Origin of the sequence: Halobacillus sp. Cin3 (assembly GCF_947311855.1) — a bacterium.
In the GTDB taxonomy this organism is placed as follows: domain Bacteria; phylum Bacillota; class Bacilli; order Bacillales; family Halobacillaceae; genus Halobacillus; species Halobacillus kuroshimensis.
Window position 1 is genome coordinate 515147 of the sequence record NZ_CAMZMV010000002.1, and the last position, 16870, is coordinate 532016.

A 16870-nucleotide genomic window follows, 5' to 3' on the forward strand; every position below is an offset into this window, starting at 1 on the left:
GAGAGAAGGAGTGTGAAGAATGAACAAATCCATTACGGTAGGACTGCTCGGTCTGGGAACAGTCGGATCAGGTGTCATTGAAATTCTGCGCGATCATAAAGAACGCATTGAACATAAAACGGGGTGCGATGTCACGATTAAATCGGTGCTTGTCAGTGACATGGCGAAAGAACGTGAGCTTCCGGCTGAAACGGAACTGACGGACCGCTACGAGGACATTACGAGAGATCCGGACATTGATGTCATCGTGGAAGTGATGGGTGGGATCGATCACACCTTGACGATCATGCTGGAAGCCATTGAGCACGGCAAACATATCGTAACGGCGAACAAGGACCTTGTCGCCCAGCACGGCGAGCAGCTATTCGAAGCCTGCCAGAAGCACAACTGCGATCTATATTATGAAGCCAGTGTGGCCGGCGGTATCCCGATCATCCGCTCGATCATGGACGGCCTTTCTTCCGACCGCATCACGAAAATGATGGGGATTGTCAACGGAACGACCAACTACATCATGACGAAGATGGCTCAGGACGGCGTCGATTTTGACAGCGTCTTAAAGGAGGCCCAGGACCTCGGTTTTGCGGAAGCCGATCCGACTGCTGACGTGGATGGCCTTGATGCGGCTCGTAAAATGACGATTTTATCCATTCTCGGCTTCTCCATGCCGTACAGTCTGGAGGATGTCGATGTAAAAGGCATCCGCGGCATTTCCTCTGATGACATTACGTATGCGGAAGAACTCGGGTACCGCATCAAACTGATCGGGATTGCAGAGAACGATTCTAATGGGGTATCCGTCAGTGTCGAACCGACGCTGCTGCCGGTTGAGCATCCGCTGTCTTCCGTCAATGATGAATTCAATGCGGTGTATGTGTACGGCGATGCAGTCGGTGAAACGATGTTCTATGGCCCGGGGGCAGGAAAACTTCCAACAGCCACAGCCGTTGTTTCTGATTTGATTGCCGTCTTGAAGAATATACGTCTCGGCACGACGGGAACCGCTTACGTCCAACCACAGTTTCCGAAACAGGTACGCGCACAGAGCGAAAAACTGACGAAAAAGTACATCCGTCTTCATGTGGATGATAAATCCGGCATGCTGAAGGAATTGACGAATATTTTTGCTGATTATTCGATTTCCTTCGATCAATTCACCCAGAAAGCGACCGATCAGGAAGGCGAGCGTGAATTGATGATGGTGACGCATAAAGTCAGTGAAGAAGACTTCGAAAAAGCGGTCCAAGAGCTGAAAACCTTGGATTCCGTTAGAAAAATCGACAGTGTCTTCCGTGTCGAAGGAGGAGAATGATCATGTGGAGAGGATTAATCCAAGAATATGCGGAGTTTCTTCCCATCAATGAACGCACACCAAAGCTGACGCTTCATGAAGGAAACACCCCGCTGCTTCCGATTCCGGCGATTTCCCAGGACCTAGGAATCGAAGGCTATGTAAAATTCGAAGGGGCCAATCCGACCGGTTCCTTTAAGGACCGCGGCATGGTGATGGCTATGGCCAAAGCGATTGAAGAAGGTTCCGAAGCGGTCATCTGTGCTTCCACAGGGAATACATCCGCCGCAGCTGCCGCCTTTGCTGCACGCGCAGGCATCCGCTGTATCGTTGTCATCCCGGACGGAAAAATCGCAGAAGGCAAGCTTGCTCAGGCCGTCATGTACGGCGCTGAAATTTTTGCCATCAAAGGGAACTTCGATGATGCCTTGAAGATGGTCCGTAAAATGGCAGAAACCGAACCGGTAACCTTGGTGAACTCAGTAAACCCTTACCGGATTGAAGGCCAGAAAACGGCCGCTTTTGAAGTAGTGGACGCGCTCGGTTCCGCCCCGGACATCCTCAGCATCCCTGTTGGAAATGCCGGGAACATCACCGCCTACTGGAAAGGATTCAACGAATACCATGACCGTTTCCAGTCCGGCCTTCCAAAAATGATGGGCTTTGAAGCCAGCGGTTCTGCGGCGATAGTTCGCAATCAAGTTATCGAGGATCCGGAAACACTGGCGACAGCGATACGGATTGGAAACCCCGCGAGTTGGGATAAAGCCATCCAAGCCCGCGACGAGTCCAAAGGGTTGATTGATGAAGTGACCGATGAAGAAATCGTCGAAGCTTATCAGCTGCTGGCTCAAAAGGAAGGCATCTTCGCCGAGCCTGCTTCCTGCGCATCGCTTGCCGGCATGATTAAAAAAGTGAAGGAAGGAACGATTCCTCAAGGCTCCAAAGTCGTCCACGTTCTGACTGGTAACGGCTTGAAAGATCCGACGACAGCAATTGAAACGAGCCCTGTCAAACCGGCACGGATTGAAAACGACTATGAAATGTTCGCTTCCGCCGTCACCGGAGTACAATCATGAGCCGGTTCCAAATCCGGGTGCCTGCAACATCCGCCAATTTAGGACCGGGTTTTGATTCAGTGGGCATTGCGCTTTCTAAATACGTGACGCTGGATTGTGAACCGGCAGAGGAGTGGCATTTTTCTGTTCCGGTAGAAGATCGTGAGCATATTCCTTCAGATAAGCGCAACTTGATTTATAAAACAGCGCTCGCCGCCGCTCAAACGCGCGGCTTTGATTCGCTGCCTCCCACCCATGTGACGTTGACGAATGATGTTCCGGTCGCCCGCGGGCTGGGGAGCTCCTCAACGGCGGTCGTCGGTGGCATTGAACTTGCCGATCAGCTGCTGGATCTAGAGCTGACACGCTACGAGAAGTTCAAGATCGCCTGTGATATCGAAGGACACCCCGACAATGTCGGACCTGCCGTCTATGGAGGAATCATGGTCTCCAACTATGACGGCGAGCACCTTGACTATGTCCATTTCACAGAGGATCTGGATACATTGACGTGGCTTTCGGTCGTTCCTGATTATCATTTGGAAACCGAAAAGGCCCGGAGCATTCTTCCATTGGAGATCGATTATAAGGAGGGTGTCCGCAGCAGTTCGAGAGCCAATGTCCTTGTGGCTGCTCTTGCATCTAAAGACTGGGCGCTCGCCGGAAAAATGATGAAGAACGACCAGTGGCATCAGCCGTACCGGAAAATGCTGATCCCAGAGTTCGATGCTGTCACGGAGGTCCTTGAAGGTGAGCAGTCGCTCGGCTATTACATCAGCGGTGCCGGACCGACGATGGTGGCTGTTTTTGACAAATGGACGAAGGAGAAGGAACGCCGGCTTCAAAATAAGCTTTCCTCCTACACGGTCGAAGCGCTTGCTGTCGAACTGGGTGGAGTCACAACGATTCAGAAAAACGAAGTTCCAGCTGCCGAATCCTGAATAACGAAGAACCAGCGGGCCCATTCCCGCTGGTTCTTTTATTTTCTTCTTCTGTTTCCTGCAAAAAGAAGGGCCAGGCCGATCAGGGCCCCCACACTGTCGAGTCCGACATCCCCGATGTACGGGGTACGGTCCGGCGTCAGGGATTGATGGTATTCATCCACACATGCGTATAGCACCGTTACGGCCAGAGCGCTGATGGCTGCCGTCCTTTTTTTCCAGCGGGTGTTCACAAGGAAAGCTCCATACGCGGTGATCATTAATAAGAAAAAGATGCTGATATGAGCGCCCTTCCGAATGAAAAATTCCACCAGTCCTTCGATGCCGTGGCTGGCCAGACTGACCTCTTCCCCGTGGTAGGTAAAGGAAACCGGCGCCAGAAGCGGACGGAGCAGGTCGAGCGGAAGATACATCGATAACGATGGACGCATATCCTGTTCGCCATAAGGCTGGGAGGAAAAGTAAAAAATCAGGCCCATAACTGCAATTGGGAGGATAGTAAAGATTAACCTTTTATACAAATCATTCACACTTTCTATGTAAAATAGCTGAAAGACATATGAATAGTCTACTATAAATATCAGGAATTAAAAAAAATTTCATAAATTCATAGGACCTACTATTAAAATATTGTAATCTTGTATACAATTGCTTATGGAAAGAAAAAAGGGGGATTCGAGAGTGGCAAAGAAAAGTAAGCAGTACGATTACGATCTTGGCGAAGTGAAGCGCCTGATCGGTGAGACTGATAAAAATTATCGCGAAATCGCGGCCGAAACGGGATGCCCTTATGCTAGTGTCGTTTATCATGGTCGTAAAATCCGCGGACGCGTCAATCGTATGCGTCAGGAAGAAATCCAGGCGGAACAGCAGCAGCCCCAGTCCCTGCTGGCCTTGGCCCAGGAGACTCCGGAAGAACCAACCGTGTTGTCTGGCGGGACAACGTTGAGTATATCCAGGAACGAAATCCATATCCAGAATGCCGAACAGGAAGCAGCGAAGATGATCAAGGCTGCCCGGGCTATGGGACTGACGAAAATTAACATAACCATCGATCGATGAGGAACATCCGGCGCTTTTCTGGAAGGCGCCGGACTTTTTTATGAGGATGTAGAAGTGAGGGTTAAAGAAGATGTCTGCAGGACTTCAGTTTATTTCTGGCATGGCGTCCCCAGTTTTTCACAGCATCCTGGGTCACGCCTTCGATCCGGGCCGTTTCCGCAACAGAACGGCCCTGCTTCACACGGTGAGATACCCATTTCCACTGGTTGGGTGTCAGCAGGTTTTTGACCTGGTCCCAGAAGTATGTATCAACCGGCTCGTCCTCCCATATGTAATCCTCGCTGTGGATGAGTTCCTCTACAAACCGGTTTTCCCTTTCCTGACGGTTGTTTTCGCGGCGGATTTGGTCAATGAGCGCGTTGCGGATCTTCCAGTGGGCATAGGTGGAAAATTCTCCAGCCTCGGGATTGTACGTGCGGTGGGCCTGCCATAAAGCAAACAATCCTTCGGCATAAAAATCACCGTTCGCATCGATGATGTGCAGCTTACGGATGTGGTAATGGATGCTCCGTTCCCATTCGGCCAGCAGCTGTTCAAAATCCTGTTCCGTTTCCATGACTTCACTCCTTCTCATTTTCTGCCTTCACTCTATAATCGAAGAAAATGGAAGTTTTCGTGTCATCTTTTTTCAAAAAATATATTTTCCACCAGGAAAAATGGAATTTCCGCTGGGAAGCTGCCGGCAAATGTAGGACAATAGAAAAGTAGAAAGGAGTGACTCATGTCAAAGATTCAGGAATTTCATGAATTGGAAGAACTCATTTACAAAGTGATGCACAACCTGCACCTCCCGCCCCCGCACGACGATTATTTCCAGGAAAGCTACCTCGTCTATCACGCTGCCAAAGCACGCTATGATCCTGGGAAAAGCCGGTTCTCTACGTACTTCCACACCAAACTCCGATATCACTATCAAACCCTTGTCTCCAACGATCTGAAAAGGACAGCTGCCCACCGGCGCCTGTATACACTCTCTTCCTTTACAAATCCTCTCCCATCGACACATCCTGCTCTTCCCTCCACTCTATCTCCTTTTGAAAAGCGCTTCCTCTCCGACCTCCTTAACGGTTATAAAAATGTGGAGATTGCGGACCGGATGAACATCAGCTCCTCGACCTTTTACCGGAGGCGCAGGATCTTGAGAACGAAGCTCGCGCGTTTATACATGTAAAATACAGGGAAAACAACTGTCATATCAACTAAACGGAGGAATGGCCTTGGAAGAGACATCCCGCTCCCTGACCCCCCTTGCCAGCATCTGGCTCGACGAGGCACCAACGACCTTCACCCACGCCTTTGTGGAACGGCTCGCCTATGAATGGATGATTGAAATCGTGAACCCCTTCCCTATTCCGATTATGGAAAATAAGGAATACGTTCTTTCTATATCGATTGAGCAGATTGACGGTACGTTTTACGAAGAAATCCCGATCGAATCCTACAGCATCGAGATGGGGGAGGAATTCACCGTCTACCGCTTCCATATGTATCCCCCCGCATAACCTTTCCAGGAATGTTATACTAACGATGGACGTTTGACTTGGAAAGGAAGAGATTATGCTTTATCTTGCATTTGCCGGATTTTTTCTCATTTATGTGCTGCTCGGATGGTTCACCGACACGGTGGAAATGTCAGCAGTCGGCGGCGTTTTGAGTGTCGCTTTTTTCTTTGGGAATCTATATTTGTTCTGGCGTGAAAAACGCAATGCTTCGAAAAGTGAATAAAGAAATCATCATGCAGATGGTCACGTTCCGCTTATCGGTGGATGCTCCTCGTGACCTCAGCGGAGGATGAATAGAAAAAGAGGAGGATCCCAAGATAAATAGGAGATCCTCCTTTTTTCCATGAGACAATCCCAGAGCCGTTTAAGAAGAAATGATGAAATGGATATCTATACAAACGAAAGTCCGCCGGGGAACGGCGGACTTTTTCTACGTCAATAGATTCAAGAGAACCGGAAGCGTAACAACACTCAGAATGGTTGTCACCAGTGTGATGCTGGAAACGAGGTCGGGCTTGGCGTCGAATTGGACAGCATACATCGTCGTCGTTGCGGCGGACGGCATCGCCGCGGCTACAATAAGAACCGAAGCCATCAGGTCGTTCATCGGAAGAACGGTGGTCAGCCCCCAGGCGATCAGAGGAGAAGCGACCAGACGGATGGATGCTGCAAAAGAAATCTTGCTCCAGTCGAGGTTTTTAATGGTGATGTTCGCCAGCTGCATTCCGAGCAGAATCATGATGCTTGGAACGGTCGCATTGCCGACGAGTTCAAGACTGGCATACAGATTATCCGGGATGTTTACGTCGGCCGCTTTAAACAACAGGGCAATCCAGACGGCGTGGGTCGGCGGCATTTTCAAAATCGTGCGGACAGCCATGCTGAACCCTGCGGTGCCTTTGGCGGCATAATAGACACCGAAAAAGTTCATGACGATCTGCTGAAGCACCATGAATGTCACCGCGTAGACGAACCCCTGCTCCCCGAAGGCAAACAGCACGATCGGAGTTCCGTAATTGCCGGCATTCATAAAAGCGGTGGACAAGATCAGGCCGCTTTCCGTCGGTGTCCCGTAGCGGAACAGGCGGGCACCGATTTTATTCAGAATCAGAATACTTATTAAAAGCGTCAGGGAAAAGAGGATCATCATATAGTAATCCCGGTTGAAATCCGCTTCATAAAAGGTTTTGAACACAAGGCAGGGCAGCATCAAATACAACGTAACCGTAGACAGTGATTTAATTTCCAGATGCAGACTTTTCTGCAGGACATATCCGGCCACGAAGACGAGGATGACCGGAAGAACGACTTGGAAGAATATCGCCATACTTCCCCTCCTTTATCGAGCATATCTGTTAACTTCAATAGTCTATCAGAAATGTGGGAGCGTTGTCCTGCTTCTGCTCTAAAACGGCTGTCAGCGGGAGCTCATCATTGCCCTCGACGGGCTTTTTTGAAATAATAGCAAAAGAATATGAAGGACAGGAGCTAGACGTATGAATAAAACGCTGCGACGCTTTCTCATCGGTGCCGGGATTTTTGCTGCCGTCGGCCTGCTCGCTGTACTGGTTGTTTTCATCGCCATCAGCGGCAATAATGAGGATGCGGTAAAAGAAGACGCCGAAGCCTATACAGAGGACCGCTTTCGTGGGCAGACCGAGGTGTACGGTGTGATGTATGATTCGATGGGCAATCAGCCGTTCAGGGCCGCCGCCCAGGTCAGGCATGAGGAGGACGGGATTGAATTTCTCGTCTATCGGAATGAGGATAACCAGCTGGTGGATACGTACGTGTCCTCCAAATGGGAGGAAGAAGTCAAACAGACGTCCATGACGTATCTGGACGAAGAGCTGGCAGGCGTCGAAAACCTCGATATCCAGTTTGAAAAATCAACGAGCAGTCAGCACCGCTACACGCCGGAGGATGCGCCGAGTGTCCGTGAGGTGGAGGCCGCTCCATCGATATATCTCGATCTGAACCGGGATCCGGAGGATGGAGATGAAGAGATTTTCGAAGCCTTTGCCGATTTTCTTCAAGATGAATTTTCATTTTCAGAGGGCCGGATCACCGTCCAGTACTTTGAAGGGGACACGAAAATCAAAGGCGGATGGACCCGGGAATTTTCATAAACGGGACATGCCCCTCTCCTATGGGGAAAAGAAAAGCCTGCGGCAGTGGATCCTCTCCATACCGCAGGCTTTTTTATGTCTGTGCCCCGTTTTTCCACCAGATTTCTTTACTGGGCATCCTTCTTATAATATTCACCGTTCTTATATTGAATCTGCTCCGGATAGCGCAGGTCGGTGACTTCATCCTGTGTCTGTTTACTCGGCGGGGCCGTCAGAAGTGAAACGGTAATATTGGCGATAATTGCGGCAGCGGCTCCGAAGACGCCTGCCCCTGTGTCGATGATTCCAAGGATCGTAAACCCTCCGTATTTGGCTGCGAAAATATAACCGAGCGTAACCGAGAGTCCTGTGATCATCCCTGCAATGACACCTGGACCGTTGGCTCGGCGCCACCATACCCCAAGGAGCAGAGCCGGAAAGAAGGACCCGGAAGCGAGCGCAAAGGCCCAGGCGACAATCTGAGTGATTGCACCAGGGGGGTTCAAGGCGATCAGACCGGCCACCACCGTTGCGAGGACGATGGACCAGCGGCCGACAGACAGCCGTTTCTTCTCACTGGCGTTCGGGTTGATGGACCGGTAGTAAATATCATGAGAGAGAGCAGCGGAAATGGCAATCATCAGACCGCCGGCTGTCGATAAGGCGGCGGCCATCGCACCAGCGGCCATCAAACCGATGACGAAAATCCCGAGGTTGGCGATTTCCGGTGTGGCCATGACGACGATATCATTGCTGATGGCAAGCTCTGTCCACTGGAGCACGCCGTCACTGTTCCCATCTGCAAGGGACAGCTTGCCTGTATCGACCCACGGCTGTGTCCACGCCGGCAGGTTCCCAAGAGAGGAACCGGCGACTTCCGTCATTAAGATGAATCGGGAGAAAGCAGCATAGGCGGGAGCAGATAAATACAGCAGGCCGATGAACAATAGAGCCCATGCCCCGCTCCAACGGGCGGCTTTCATCGTTTTCACGGTATAAAAGCGGACAATCACATGCGGCAGACCGGCGGTTCCGGCCATGAGCGTAAACATAAGTGCCATGAACTGCCATTTGGAGGCTTCTGTGAACGGAACGATGTATTCCGATATCCCGAGCTCCTGATCGATGGAACGCATTTCCGAAATGACTTCCCCGTAGGAGAGCCATGGAACAGGGTTCTGTGTGAGCTGCATGGACATGAAGATCACAGGTATTAAATAAGCAACAATTAAGACGAGGTACTGCGCCACCTGTGTCCACGTAATGCCCTTCATTCCTCCCATCGCCGAATAAAAAGCGATCAGGACGACTCCGATCAGTGTCCCAATCATCGTATCCACTTCAAGCAGACGGCCGATGACAACTCCGGAACCTGACAGCTGTCCGACAGAGTATGTAAAGCTGATGATGATCGTCGCCACGGCGGCAATCAGCCGGGCGGTGTTGCTGCGATAGCGGTCACCGATAAATTCAGGGACCGTGTAACGCCCGTATTTCCGGAGCTGCGGAGCAAGCAGGAATGTAAGCAGCAGATAACCACCCGTCCATCCCATAATGTACGCAAGCCCATCATAGCCTAAAATCATGACGGTTCCGGCAAGACCGATAAAGGAAGCGGCACTCATCCAGTCAGCACCGATTGCCATGCCGTTGAACACCGGAGGCACCCCTCGGCCGGCGACGTAGAAGTCCGACGTCTCTTTCGCCTTATTGTAGATCGCGATGCCGATATAGAGCGCAAACGTCACAACAATTAATCCTAACGATACGAGAAACTGAGCATCCATACTTTTCCCCCTAACTTATTGATTGGCGGCCTGGTCGGTTTCCTTTGTGCTGTCCTTTGGAACGAGGCCGAACTTTTTATCCACATAATCACTGATGACCGCATTAAAAAAAAGAAGAACGATAAACGTCAGAATAGCTCCCTGAGACCCCATGTAATAAGGAAGTGGAATCCCCATCACGGTAAAGGACGAAAGACTTTCGGCAAACAAAACGATACCAAAGGACACCAGCACGCCAATGCCGAGGTAGATCATAATCAGTGTCGTTCTCAACCGGAAATACGCTTTGGCCTGCTCTGGATCCATCTTTTTCATGTTTTCTCCTCCCTATCCTTTTAAGTTGAAAATAAAGACGACCGTCTCCCAGAACGGCATCGGCACCATGATCACCTTGATCAGTGCGGCTGCACATAAAGCGGCCAGTGGGATGGCAAACAACACCGCCTTTTTCTTTTTCACTGCAGCCACAACAGAAACGATGGTTATGAGAGCAAGAAGCAGCGGAATGAACATGTGGATGTCACCTCCTTTTGTAAGCGTTACCACATTAATGTAAAAATTTTTAATAGTTAGAAAAAACTGAATATTACACCCTGTATTATTCTAAAAATATCAAATAATGTCAACCGGTCAAAAAGAACTATAACAAAAAAGCACCCGCAATGGGTGCTTCACCTGCCAAACAGTGACCGCCATGTCTTCGGACCTACAATTCCATCGACCTCAAGGCGGCGGGAGTCCTGGTAAGCGCAGACAGCAGCCTCTGTCCGGCTTCCGAACATCCCGTCCGTTTCTGTTCCTGTCTTTTTCTGAACAGCCTTCACTTTCTCTCCGCGTGACCCTTTTCTCAGCGGTGTACCTGGGTACGTCCGGATATCCAGCCGCTGCAGCGTTTCCGGTCCGGCGCTCCCGTCGACCTGGATACCTTCTTTTTTCTGAAAGGTGAAGACCGCCTCCTCTGTCAGCGGGCCGAAGCTTCCGTCTATATCCCCTGTGTAATAGCCGAGCTTCCGGAGCTTCTCCTGGACGTCATTCACAAGGCTCCCCTGGCTGCCGCGCCGGACGTAATGGACGATCGGCAGCTCAAGATGGGCATAATCCTTGAAGCTCGACCAATCCCCTCCCCAGGAAAAGCCCATTTCCTTCGCCCGTTCCGCCACCCAGCGCCAGTTATGATCAACCGTCCAAAGCGCCGTCCGCCCATCCGGGGTTACCAAAAAGAAATCGACGGCGCGTCCGCTGTGATGATTGCTCTCCCCTGGTTCGGCATACGTCACAATCGTCCCGCTTCTGCCATACGTTTTCCCTTTATACGTGTAGCCGGGACGCCCCTTTCCATATAAAGACGCCTGCTCCTCATACGTCCGGAAGCCGGAGGAAATCTGGACGAACAGCCCTCGCTCGTAGGCTTCGGTTAACAGCTTGTCCACTTTCTTCTCCACTTCTGGATGGACGTTCCCCATATTGTTCCTGCTCCGCGATTTTAACGTTTCCAATGCAATCATAAAAAATCCCTCCCTGCTTTTATAATCGAAGCAGAAAGGGATTCGGTGTCGATCGGCTTATTATGCGGTCAAACTGTCCGGCTGACTTGTGTAGTTCTTCTTCAGCTGGTGGTCCAGAATGAAGTTCCCGAATGGAATAAAAGCGACCACAAACGCCCCTGCGGCCCATTTAAGCGGCCAGCGGACGGTGAAGGTCACATAGGCGACGGCAGCCATATAGATGACGAACAACCCGCCGTGGATGGCGCCGTTGACAGAAACGGCCTCCGGGTAATCAAACATATACTTCAGCGGCATTGAAATGAATAACAGAATCAAGAAGGACATCCCCTCAAGGAATCCCATCACTCGCAATTTACCAATGGGTGTTTTAAGCATGCGCTGTCTCCTTTTTCACAAAAAATCAGCGGCGCCGCCCTGGGATGGCGCTTTCACTAGTTCTATCTTAATGGTTCTGGAAAGGAGATGCAATCACCCGCGGCGGCTTTCACTTTTTGTTCACAGATGGATGTGCCGGGCTGCTGGCTTGGGGGCGGACGAGCGATATCAATTATTTTCCGCCTATATCGATTTTTTTGCGGATATATCGATTATTTTCTCGATATATCGGTTATTTCTCAGATATATCAACGAAATTCCGAATATATCAACCAAACGCCTGACAAACAGAATAATGGCATTCCCTCCCGAACCCTCGTACAATGAAAGGGAAACTAATAATAGAGGTGATCCTTGTGAAAATAGAAGTATGGTCCGATTTCGTCTGTCCTTTCTGCTACATCGGAAAGGCACGTCTGGAGGAAGCGTTGAAGCAGTTCCCCAACGAAACGGTAGAAGTCGAATATAAGAGCTTTGAGCTTGATCCGAATGCTGGACGCAACACAGAGCCAGTCATGCATGAGCACCTGGCCCATAAATACGGCCGCTCTTTGGAAGAGGCCCGCGGCATGACAGCCAATATGACAGAGCAGGCGAAGAGCGTCGGTCTTGATTTCCATTTTGATACGATGATTCCAACGAATACGTTCGCCGCCCACCGCGTGGCTCAGCTGGCTAACGAAAAAGGCCTCGGCAAGGAAACAGCAGAACGCTTCTTCAAAGCCGTGCTGACGGATTCTGAGGATATCGGTGATCATGAAACGATCACGCGCCTCGCTGTTGACGCTGGTCTTGAGCGCAGCGAAGTGGAAGATGTCCTGAACAGTGACGCTTACACAGAAGCGGTACGCATGGAAGAACGGGAAGCGCATGAAATCGGTGTGCAGGGCGTTCCTTTCTTCGTCATCAACCGTAAGTATGCTGTATCCGGCGCGCAGCCGACGGAAGTATTCGTCAACGGCCTTCAGAAAGCCTTTGATGAAGAAAACAAACCAGCGTTTGAAAATCTTTCTACAGACGATGGAGCCGCATGCACCGAAGACGGTTGTGAAGTTCCTTCCGGAAAAGAATAACGAAAAAGGAAAGCTGCAGGACATGATCCTGCAGCTTTTTTTATGTCGTACGGCTTTAATCGTGTGAAACAAGCAGAAGACCGATATATCCGCTTTTTGACTGATAAAACGTTATTTTGACCGATATATCAGCATTTCGACCGATATCCACGCGGAAAGACTGATATACATTCCGCTTTGACCGATAAACAGCCCGTAAACGCCTCTATAAGACAGCCAGGTGCGGCTTTTATATTAGATGATCCCCTGGAAGCGTAGAATTACTTCGGCAATCAACGCCGAACCGATATACGTTCCGAGCATGACACACATCGCAACGACGATGCTTCGCCAGCCGAGCTTGACGAAATCCGCCCATGAGCGGCCGATGGCGATACCGGCATAGGCAAGAATCGGTGTCGTCAACGCAAGCAGATTCACTTCACTCGTCGTCTCTACGATAAAGGAAGAGCCTGGAATCCACGGCATCGATACGAGCACGCCGACAAGTGCGACATACGCGACACTTGGGATACTGCCAGGGAGCACTTTTCCTAAGATCAAACCGACGAGACAGATGCCGATGAGCACGAGCATGCCCGGAACTGCCTCCCAGACGATCACATCATAGCCGATCCAGTTCCCCAAAAGGGCGGTCACTCCGAAAATCGCAAGCATGAGCAGCCATTCCTGTATATTTTTCAGCATCACTTATGCCCCCTTTTCTACGCGAGAGCTGGTGCTCTTTCTGCGTGTCATGATATCATACAGCTTCTCTGTGAGCGGCAGACCGATGAAGATACTCATATAAAGGCCTGTCGATAAGGAGAGCAGGTTGCTTGCCCCGGCGAAAGCGAGGATGTCATTTTCCATCTGTGGAAAAGCGGCGACGAGCGAGCCGCTGGCGGCGGCCATCATGCTTCCACTACCGATGCCCGAAGCCATGGCAAAGGACAGTGGATTGAGCGGCGTCAACGTGGCCAAAAAGCCGGAAATCAAACCCATGAATACCGCACCGAATACCGTACCGAATATGTAGATGGCCATAACGCCGCGTCCTTCCGGTGAATTGAACCCGTACTTGTCCATAATGAGACCGACGTTCGGCTCACGGGCGACCGAGTGGGTCATGCCGATACTCTCCCGCTTCAGTCCGAGCATGATCGCGACAGGCAGGGCGATGAAGATTGTTCCAAGGTTCCCGAATTCCTGCAGCAGCAGTGCCGGACCGGCTTCAATAATCTGTGGAAGTGATGGACCGATGATCACGCCGATTTTGGCAATCAGCAGCGTGACACCAAGAACGATGAGCGGCTCGGCGTTTTTCGACTGTTTTTCCTTGATGAGCGGTGTGAAAAATAATCCAAGACCAATAATGATGGCGTAAAGCATCGGCAGCAGCAGAACTACGCCGGGACCGACCGTAAAGGAATGCGTACCAATCGTTTCTGTCAGGAGTACGATGACCAGCACAATCGTATGTAATCGCCAGTCTTTCCATAAATTTGTCAGCTCTTGTTTCATACCTCTCCCCCTTAATGAACATAAATATACCAATCATTATAATGTTCTGAATATTAAAATCAAAGTTATTTTCTGGGAGAAAAGGCATAGGAACCGCTTTGTTCGACAAAAACCCCCGTGGTGACAGGGGTTTTCCTATCGATTTTTCTTTTTCATCAAGTAGTACTCATAGGTTTGGATTCGTTTGTTCAATTGATAGATCAAGAGGAGCGATAGGGCAAGAATGCCGGCCCCATATCCATAGAAAGCCGCTTCGATGAGAATCGAATACCCGCTGAACAAAAGGTTGCCCGACCCGTAAAGAGGAGCGATCAGCAGGCAGGACCAGCCGGCTTTTTTCAAAAAGGAAGACTTCCTGCCGGCAAGGATGTGCATGTGGATGATGAAGGCGGCCGAACAGGACAGCACCGCGATCAACACGCTGAAAATATAATCGACCGGGCCGGAGAGCAGTGGACGACCGGACCACAGTAGAACCACTCCCCGGATCAACACGCCGATGAGGACCGACAGCAGAATCGCTTCCGTATAATATTTTTTCATCGCTGATCACCTCATTCCTAGAAACGCTTTGAAAGATTTCACGTAGTTTTTGGACACTTCCACTTCCTTTTTCGATCCTTCAAACGTCAAGAGCAGACGACGGTTGAACCACGGAATAATCTTTTCCACTGTGTCGATATGCACGATAAACGAGCGGCTCACTTTGATGAATTGTTCTCCCGGCAGTCGTTCCTCAAGCCGAAACAGCTTCTCCTTCATCCGGTAGACGTCGTTTTTCGTATGACAGAAAACAACGGCGTCCTGAGCTTCGAAATATAAGATGTCGGCATGCGGCAGGACGTGGAATTCCTCCTGTTTCATACCGACGATTTTCGTGGAGGATGCTTTGGAGGAGACGGTCTGCAGAAGCAGCGTCAAGTCCTCCAGATGATCCGGATGGAAAACGATGCACGGCAGAAATCCGTCCTGCAGGCCTTCCTGGACGACATAGACATCGGCCTGTCGGTAGATTTCGATACCGAGAGCTTCGAATTTTTCCAAAATCCGCTCTCTGTGGTCATTCCCACAGATCAATCCGAGTTTCACAGCAGCCCCTCACTTTCTTTGTTTTCTAATAAACACGACGTACAGAAGTAGAATCACAGCTATTATAATACATACAGGAAAATATTGCCCCGCAACCGTATAAAAGGTCCGCTTCCCCTCCACCGGTACATGACCGTGCATCGTCCAGTCGTCTGTCGCAAAATGATCCATTTCCGCAAGCGTACGTCCATCGGCATCCGTGATCATCGACATCCCGTTCACCGTCTGGGTGATGACAGCCGCTCCGTTTTCCAACCCGCGCAAGGTACCGGCAATGGTATGGTACGGTGAAATCTCCTTCCAGTCAGCGGATGGAACAAAGAGAAGATCGATGTCCTTTTCCCCGACTTGATTCATGACAGCTGGGAAATCCTTATCCCAGCAGATGACTCCGGCAATCCGACCGTAAGGAGTGTCCACATAAGGGATATCCCCGTCTCCCTCGACCGTCTGTTCGACAAAGCTCCCGCCGTACTTATAATGCTCCGCGGCAATCTCTCCGTTCTGGTCAATGATGTACAGAACATTTTCGTTGGGTTCCTCTGAGGGAGTATAGATGTACGGGACGGTGATGATGTAGACGCCGGCCTTTACGGCGACCTCCCGCAGTCTGTCAAGATACTCCGTCTTCTGGGATTCATCAATAATGACCGAGCCTTCGGCGTGATGGATGATTTCTGCTCCGTGCTCTGCTTCTTTTTCAGTAGCTTTGATCAATTCATCCATCCGCTCCCCGGCTTTTTCCAAAAATAAGGAAGGATCGCTTTCCTGAAGCTGAAAAATTTCCGTCGTCTCCTCGTTGGTCCGGTCAAAGATGTGCAGACCGGCAACGTGGACGGTTTCTTTTTCTCCTCCTGAGATCGTCCGCAGTCCGCCAAGGGTCAGAGCGGCTGCGAGCACTCCGGCCATCACAAGAGCCGTCCGGCGTTTCTTCAACGTCGCCTCTCCATGCATCAGCCAGAAGACGACAGCGGCCGTCCAAGTAATGAGAAACGTGAGACCTGTAATGCCGAGGATGGATGCCATCTGCATGACCGGAAGAAGCTGATGCTGCGAATAACCGAGATGACCGAAGCTGCCGTATGGATTGAAGTACATATGAAGCGTATCCAGCAGCGTATAAGCCGATGGAAAAAGCAGCGTAACGATAAAGGAATCACTCCTTTGGTACGCATGCTTCTGTAGAAGATAGGGGATGGCATAAAGAGCTCCAGCTAATCCAGGAAGGTACTCAAAAAATGGAAGATCGAGACTCGGCAGCAGATGATGAAAACTGATCTGATTAGCCGTCCCTGTGGCCAGAGGAAGTAGCACCCATGCTTTTCTGAAAGACATTTCCTTCACAGCCATCATAAAAAGAACCGGAAAAATCCAAGCCGCCACACTGATTAAATATTTTCCGTTGCTCCAAGCCATAAAAGTCATCCCAGCGGCCATCATGAGGATCACCCGCATCCATTTCATTTCTCCCACTCCCTTTCTTTTGCTGCCCCTATCGTAAACCGCCTGAGAATAAACCGCCCCCGATTTTCCGTGGAAAGGACGAAATGGATGGTGAAAAGGACATCTTTCC

22 protein-coding genes are annotated in these 16870 nt (G+C 50.4%); 9 read left to right on the plus strand and 13 right to left on the minus strand.

Translation table 11 applies throughout. From position 1 onward, the window contains the following. Positions 1–19 precede the first annotated feature (19 nt). From QMA39_RS10605 to thrB, 3 genes are read left to right on the plus strand one after another with little or no spacing between them, the layout of a single operon-like run. On the plus strand, positions 20–1312 hold the full coding sequence (locus tag QMA39_RS10605; RefSeq protein ID WP_281658693.1) for a homoserine dehydrogenase: 1293 nt from the start codon (positions 20–22) through the stop codon (positions 1310–1312). Continuing rightward, on the plus strand, positions 1309–2370 hold the full coding sequence (thrC, locus tag QMA39_RS10610) for a threonine synthase (protein ID WP_281658694.1): 1062 nt from the start codon (positions 1309–1311) through the stop codon (positions 2368–2370). Before QMA39_RS10605 ends, thrC begins: the two co-directional genes overlap by 4 nt. After that, a complete protein-coding gene (gene thrB / locus QMA39_RS10615; protein ID WP_281658695.1) occupies positions 2367–3290 on the plus strand; it encodes a homoserine kinase in 924 nt (307 codons plus the stop codon). Before thrC ends, thrB begins: the two co-directional genes overlap by 4 nt. Positions 3291–3328: 38 nt before the next feature. Here the strand turns inward: thrB and QMA39_RS10620 are convergent, their stop codons facing one another. Next, positions 3329–3811, minus strand: a complete 483-nt coding sequence (locus QMA39_RS10620) for a VanZ family protein (protein ID WP_281658696.1) — start codon at positions 3809–3811, stop codon at positions 3329–3331. Between the two features lie 160 nt (positions 3812–3971). Here QMA39_RS10620 and QMA39_RS10625 point away from each other — a divergent pair, with 160 nt between their 5' ends. Next, positions 3972–4352 carry a hypothetical protein gene (locus QMA39_RS10625; RefSeq protein ID WP_027954827.1) on the plus strand — a complete coding sequence of 127 codons (381 nt, stop codon included), beginning with the start codon at positions 3972–3974 and terminating at the stop codon, positions 4350–4352. A 61-nt stretch (positions 4353–4413) separates the two neighbouring features. Here the strand turns inward: QMA39_RS10625 and QMA39_RS10630 are convergent, their stop codons facing one another. After that, a complete protein-coding gene (locus QMA39_RS10630; protein WP_027954826.1) occupies positions 4414–4908 on the minus strand; it encodes a sigma-70 family RNA polymerase sigma factor in 495 nt (164 codons plus the stop codon). Positions 4909–5073: 165 nt separating this feature from the next. Here QMA39_RS10630 and QMA39_RS10635 point away from each other — a divergent pair, with 165 nt between their 5' ends. From QMA39_RS10635 to QMA39_RS10645, 3 genes are read left to right on the plus strand one after another with little or no spacing between them, the layout of a single operon-like run. After that, the gene (locus QMA39_RS10635; RefSeq protein WP_281658697.1) at positions 5074–5523 is read left to right on the plus strand and encodes a hypothetical protein; all 450 of its coding nucleotides are present in this window, start codon (positions 5074–5076) and stop codon (positions 5521–5523) included. A 46-nt stretch (positions 5524–5569) separates the two neighbouring features. Next, a complete protein-coding gene (locus QMA39_RS10640) occupies positions 5570–5854 on the plus strand; it encodes a hypothetical protein (protein ID WP_027954824.1) in 285 nt (94 codons plus the stop codon). A 55-nt stretch (positions 5855–5909) separates the two neighbouring features. Then, positions 5910–6077: a hypothetical protein gene (locus QMA39_RS10645; protein ID WP_206933208.1), complete on the plus strand. Its 168-nt coding sequence runs from the start codon at positions 5910–5912 to the stop codon at positions 6075–6077. Positions 6078–6284: 207 nt separating this feature from the next. Here QMA39_RS10645 and QMA39_RS10650 read toward each other — a convergent pair whose 3' ends face one another. Beyond that, positions 6285–7181 carry an AEC family transporter gene (locus QMA39_RS10650; protein ID WP_281658698.1) on the minus strand — a complete coding sequence of 299 codons (897 nt, stop codon included), beginning with the start codon at positions 7179–7181 and terminating at the stop codon, positions 6285–6287. 169 nt (positions 7182–7350) lie between these two features. Between QMA39_RS10650 and QMA39_RS10655 the strand changes: the two genes are divergently transcribed. Beyond that, positions 7351–7983: a hypothetical protein gene (locus QMA39_RS10655; RefSeq protein WP_281658699.1), complete on the plus strand. Its 633-nt coding sequence runs from the start codon at positions 7351–7353 to the stop codon at positions 7981–7983. Between the two features lie 107 nt (positions 7984–8090). Here the strand turns inward: QMA39_RS10655 and QMA39_RS10660 are convergent, their stop codons facing one another. From QMA39_RS10660 to QMA39_RS10680, 5 genes are all read right to left on the minus strand, one after another. Beyond that, a complete protein-coding gene (locus tag QMA39_RS10660) occupies positions 8091–9749 on the minus strand; it encodes a sodium:solute symporter family protein (protein ID WP_027954821.1) in 1659 nt (552 codons plus the stop codon). A gap of 15 nt (positions 9750–9764) precedes the next feature. Continuing rightward, positions 9765–10064 (minus strand): sodium/substrate symporter small subunit, encoded by a 300-nt coding sequence (locus QMA39_RS10665; protein ID WP_281658700.1) that lies wholly within the window; start codon positions 10062–10064, stop codon positions 9765–9767. A gap of 12 nt (positions 10065–10076) precedes the next feature. Beyond that, positions 10077–10262: a hypothetical protein gene (locus tag QMA39_RS10670; protein WP_281658701.1), complete on the minus strand. Its 186-nt coding sequence runs from the start codon at positions 10260–10262 to the stop codon at positions 10077–10079. 158 nt (positions 10263–10420) lie between these two features. Next, complete coding sequence (locus QMA39_RS10675; RefSeq protein ID WP_281658702.1) at positions 10421–11254, minus strand: peptidoglycan-binding protein; 834 nt, start codon at positions 11252–11254, stop codon at positions 10421–10423. Positions 11255–11314: 60 nt separating this feature from the next. After that, positions 11315–11632 (minus strand): DUF3817 domain-containing protein, encoded by a 318-nt coding sequence (locus QMA39_RS10680; protein WP_160836623.1) that lies wholly within the window; start codon positions 11630–11632, stop codon positions 11315–11317. A gap of 356 nt (positions 11633–11988) precedes the next feature. Here QMA39_RS10680 and QMA39_RS10685 point away from each other — a divergent pair, with 356 nt between their 5' ends. Beyond that, a complete protein-coding gene (locus tag QMA39_RS10685; protein WP_027954816.1) occupies positions 11989–12705 on the plus strand; it encodes a DsbA family oxidoreductase in 717 nt (238 codons plus the stop codon). A gap of 234 nt (positions 12706–12939) precedes the next feature. Here QMA39_RS10685 and QMA39_RS10690 read toward each other — a convergent pair whose 3' ends face one another. From QMA39_RS10690 to QMA39_RS10710, 5 genes are all read right to left on the minus strand, one after another. Beyond that, on the minus strand, positions 12940–13392 hold the full coding sequence (locus QMA39_RS10690) for a hypothetical protein (RefSeq protein WP_027954815.1): 453 nt from the start codon (positions 13390–13392) through the stop codon (positions 12940–12942). Positions 13393–13395: 3 nt separating this feature from the next. Next, positions 13396–14208 carry a DUF3100 domain-containing protein gene (locus QMA39_RS10695; protein ID WP_281658703.1) on the minus strand — a complete coding sequence of 271 codons (813 nt, stop codon included), beginning with the start codon at positions 14206–14208 and terminating at the stop codon, positions 13396–13398. Between the two features lie 135 nt (positions 14209–14343). After that, a complete protein-coding gene (locus tag QMA39_RS10700) occupies positions 14344–14751 on the minus strand; it encodes a hypothetical protein (protein ID WP_281658704.1) in 408 nt (135 codons plus the stop codon). 6 nt (positions 14752–14757) lie between these two features. Next, positions 14758–15297 (minus strand): LytTR family DNA-binding domain-containing protein, encoded by a 540-nt coding sequence (locus QMA39_RS10705; protein ID WP_281658705.1) that lies wholly within the window; start codon positions 15295–15297, stop codon positions 14758–14760. Positions 15298–15306: 9 nt separating this feature from the next. Further along, the gene (locus tag QMA39_RS10710; RefSeq protein WP_281658706.1) at positions 15307–16761 is read right to left on the minus strand and encodes a nitrilase-related carbon-nitrogen hydrolase; all 1455 of its coding nucleotides are present in this window, start codon (positions 16759–16761) and stop codon (positions 15307–15309) included. Between the last annotated feature and the right edge of the window lie 109 nt (positions 16762–16870).

What these genes read in the sequence shown, in the direction of transcription:
- QMA39_RS10605 (WP_281658693.1), top strand. Translation starts at nt 20, where the DNA reads ATGAACAAATCCATTACGGTAGGACTGCTCGGTCTGGGAACAGTCGGA.
- thrC (WP_281658694.1), top strand. Translation starts at nt 1,309, where the DNA reads ATGATCATGTGGAGAGGATTAATCCAAGAATATGCGGAGTTTCTTCCC.
- thrB (WP_281658695.1), top strand. Translation starts at nt 2,367, where the DNA reads ATGAGCCGGTTCCAAATCCGGGTGCCTGCAACATCCGCCAATTTAGGA.
- QMA39_RS10630 (WP_027954826.1), bottom strand. Translation starts at nt 4,908, where the DNA reads ATGGAAACGGAACAGGATTTTGAACAGCTGCTGGCCGAATGGGAACGG.
- QMA39_RS10635 (WP_281658697.1), top strand. Translation starts at nt 5,074, where the DNA reads ATGTCAAAGATTCAGGAATTTCATGAATTGGAAGAACTCATTTACAAA.
- QMA39_RS10645 (WP_206933208.1), top strand. Translation starts at nt 5,910, where the DNA reads ATGCTTTATCTTGCATTTGCCGGATTTTTTCTCATTTATGTGCTGCTC.
- QMA39_RS10650 (WP_281658698.1), bottom strand. Translation starts at nt 7,181, where the DNA reads ATGGCGATATTCTTCCAAGTCGTTCTTCCGGTCATCCTCGTCTTCGTG.
- QMA39_RS10655 (WP_281658699.1), top strand. Translation starts at nt 7,351, where the DNA reads ATGAATAAAACGCTGCGACGCTTTCTCATCGGTGCCGGGATTTTTGCT.
- QMA39_RS10660 (WP_027954821.1), bottom strand. Translation starts at nt 9,749, where the DNA reads ATGGATGCTCAGTTTCTCGTATCGTTAGGATTAATTGTTGTGACGTTT.
- QMA39_RS10665 (WP_281658700.1), bottom strand. Translation starts at nt 10,064, where the DNA reads ATGAAAAAGATGGATCCAGAGCAGGCCAAAGCGTATTTCCGGTTGAGA.
- QMA39_RS10670 (WP_281658701.1), bottom strand. Translation starts at nt 10,262, where the DNA reads ATGTTCATTCCGCTGCTTCTTGCTCTCATAACCATCGTTTCTGTTGTG.
- QMA39_RS10675 (WP_281658702.1), bottom strand. Translation starts at nt 11,254, where the DNA reads ATGATTGCATTGGAAACGTTAAAATCGCGGAGCAGGAACAATATGGGG.
- QMA39_RS10680 (WP_160836623.1), bottom strand. Translation starts at nt 11,632, where the DNA reads ATGCTTAAAACACCCATTGGTAAATTGCGAGTGATGGGATTCCTTGAG.
- QMA39_RS10690 (WP_027954815.1), bottom strand. Translation starts at nt 13,392, where the DNA reads ATGCTGAAAAATATACAGGAATGGCTGCTCATGCTTGCGATTTTCGGA.
- QMA39_RS10695 (WP_281658703.1), bottom strand. Translation starts at nt 14,208, where the DNA reads ATGAAACAAGAGCTGACAAATTTATGGAAAGACTGGCGATTACATACG.
- QMA39_RS10700 (WP_281658704.1), bottom strand. Translation starts at nt 14,751, where the DNA reads ATGAAAAAATATTATACGGAAGCGATTCTGCTGTCGGTCCTCATCGGC.
- QMA39_RS10710 (WP_281658706.1), bottom strand. Translation starts at nt 16,761, where the DNA reads ATGAAATGGATGCGGGTGATCCTCATGATGGCCGCTGGGATGACTTTT.